A 2,022-nucleotide genomic window follows, 5' to 3' on the forward strand; every position below is an offset into this window, starting at 1 on the left:
GTCGGCGTCAGCCCCTGCCGCCCGCCCACCTCCACCGTCAGCAGCGCCACCTCGCGCGCCCCCGCCGCCTTGCGCGGCGACAGCCCCATGCTGCGCGAACCGTCCAGCAGCACCTCCACGCGCGGCGACACCTCGTCCTGGCGCACGCGCAACACCAACTCCCCCGTGCGCGCCACCGCGTTCCAGTCCAGCTGCCGCAGGTCATCCCCCGGCTGGTACGCGCGGAAGTCGTGCAGCTCCATCGCGCTGCCCGCGGACGTGGCGCGCACCTCGCCCACCCGTCCCCGCTGCGGCAGGCGCGGCAAGGCCAGGGTCAACCCCGGCGCCAGCCGCGCCACCTCCGCCTCATCCAGCCTCGCGCTCACTGCTGATGGGCCCGCCGCTCGCGTGCAGCAAGCACCCGGTCCGCCGCGAACGCCGCCAGGAGCGCCACCAGCGCCACGCACAACAGCAACTCCGGCGGCATCTTGAGGCCGCTCGGGTCGCTGTAGTCGTACCTGCCGAAGTTCACCGTCCCCAGCACCGGGTTGAGCAGGTTGAGCAACTCATCGCTCCCCTCCAGGTCCAGGAACACCGCCAGCAGCGGCGGCGCCCCGGCTCCAAGCGTCCCCGCCACGATGAAGAGCAACCGCACCGCCACCGGTGACGCGAACCGCCCCGAGCGCGGCATCCGCCCCAGCAGCAGCGCCACCGCCAGGTACAGCACCCCGTAGAGCGCCAGCGCCACCAGCGCCATCCCCATCCGCAGGCTCCCCGTGGAGCCGTCCGACAGCAGCAGCAGCACCGCGCACCCGGCCGCCCAGCCCAGCAGCAGCAGCACCGACAGCCTGAAGCCACGCAGCGCCCCGGGCTTGAACAGCGACCAGACCCGCGTGCCCGCGCGCAGGGGCCGCGACTGCCCGTCCACGTCCGTCGCCATGAAGAGGCTGGCGAAGATGAGGTGCAGGCCGCCGAGGATGCCCATCACGCCGGGGATGTCGTCGTCCCTGTCCATGAACCACCACACCGCCGTCATCCCCACGAACGTCAGGAGCACCTGCACCACCAGCGCCCGCCGGGGATGGCGCGTGTAGTCCTCCGTCACGAGCGACAGCCGCGACACCGCCGTCTCGAACATCAACCACCCGTCCGACACCAGCAGCCAGAACGCCGCGCCCAGCCCGAGGAAGAAGTCCCGGTCGAACGAGAACCCGCTGCCGCGCTCCTGCGTCACCACGAACGTGAGCGTCAGCGTCTGGAAGAACGTCACCACCAGCACGCCCACCAGCCCCAGCCGCACCGCGGCCCGCCCCATCCGGCTGTCCGCCAGCGTCGCCGCGCACACCGACACGAGCGTGAGGAACACCAGCCACGCTCCGCCCATCAGCAGCACCATCAGGATGGTGGGCAGGTCGATGCCGTTGAGGAAGTAGCTGAACAACAGGAACGGCCCCACCGCCGACGCGTACAGCGCCGCCTGCACCAGGAACGACGCCACCTTCCCGCCCAGGATGCGCCGGGGCCCCAGCCCCGTGAGCAGGAGCAGCGACCACGTCTCGTCCTCGCGCTCGCGCGCCAGGGAGCGGTACGCGTTGAAGGGGATGACGCCGAAGTGCACCAGCGCCAGGCACACGAAGAAGGAGTAGAAGTACGTGCGCCCCTCGCGCGTGTACGTGCTGGCGTGCGTGTTGCCGAACGCGATGAGCGACAGCACCAGGCACGCCGCGAGCAACAGCCCGAAGCACACCCAGAACACGCGCGTGCGCAGCCCCTGCCGCACCTCCTTGACCACCAGCGGGTTGAGCCGGTCGCCCCACCGCTCCCAGCGGTCGGACGTCATGGCGGGGACACCGGGCGAGGGGGCGGCTTCGGTCGCACCCGACGCGGGACTCGCTTGCGTGCTCACGCCACCCTCCCCTTCGTCACCGTCATGAACGCGTCCTCCAGGTTGCGCTCGCGCGGGCTGAACGCGCACACCGGCAGCCCCTGCGCCACCAGCGCCGCGAGCAGCACCGCCGCGGCGGCCTCCGCCTGCGCCGGCCC

The 2,022-nt window shown here is 72.1% G+C and carries 2 protein-coding genes and 1 pseudogene; all 3 read right to left on the reverse strand.

The window, feature by feature from the left end:
- Positions 1-365 (reverse strand): DUF58 domain-containing protein (locus ACLEQD_RS42140; RefSeq protein WP_410391585.1); only part of this gene is annotated, 365 nt, incomplete at its 3' end.
- Positions 362-1,819: an ABC transporter permease gene (locus ACLEQD_RS42145; RefSeq protein WP_410391587.1), complete on the reverse strand. Its 1,458-nt coding sequence runs from the start codon at positions 1,817-1,819 to the stop codon at positions 362-364. The genes ACLEQD_RS42140 and ACLEQD_RS42145, both read right to left, overlap by 4 nt.
- Positions 1,820-1,881: 62 nt before the next feature.
- Positions 1,882-2,022 (reverse strand): annotated as a pseudogene (locus ACLEQD_RS42150) (ABC transporter ATP-binding protein); the annotation flags it as partial.

The organism is Corallococcus sp. 4LFB, assembly GCF_046520365.1.
Lineage (GTDB): Bacteria > Myxococcota > Myxococcia > Myxococcales > Myxococcaceae > Corallococcus > Corallococcus caeni.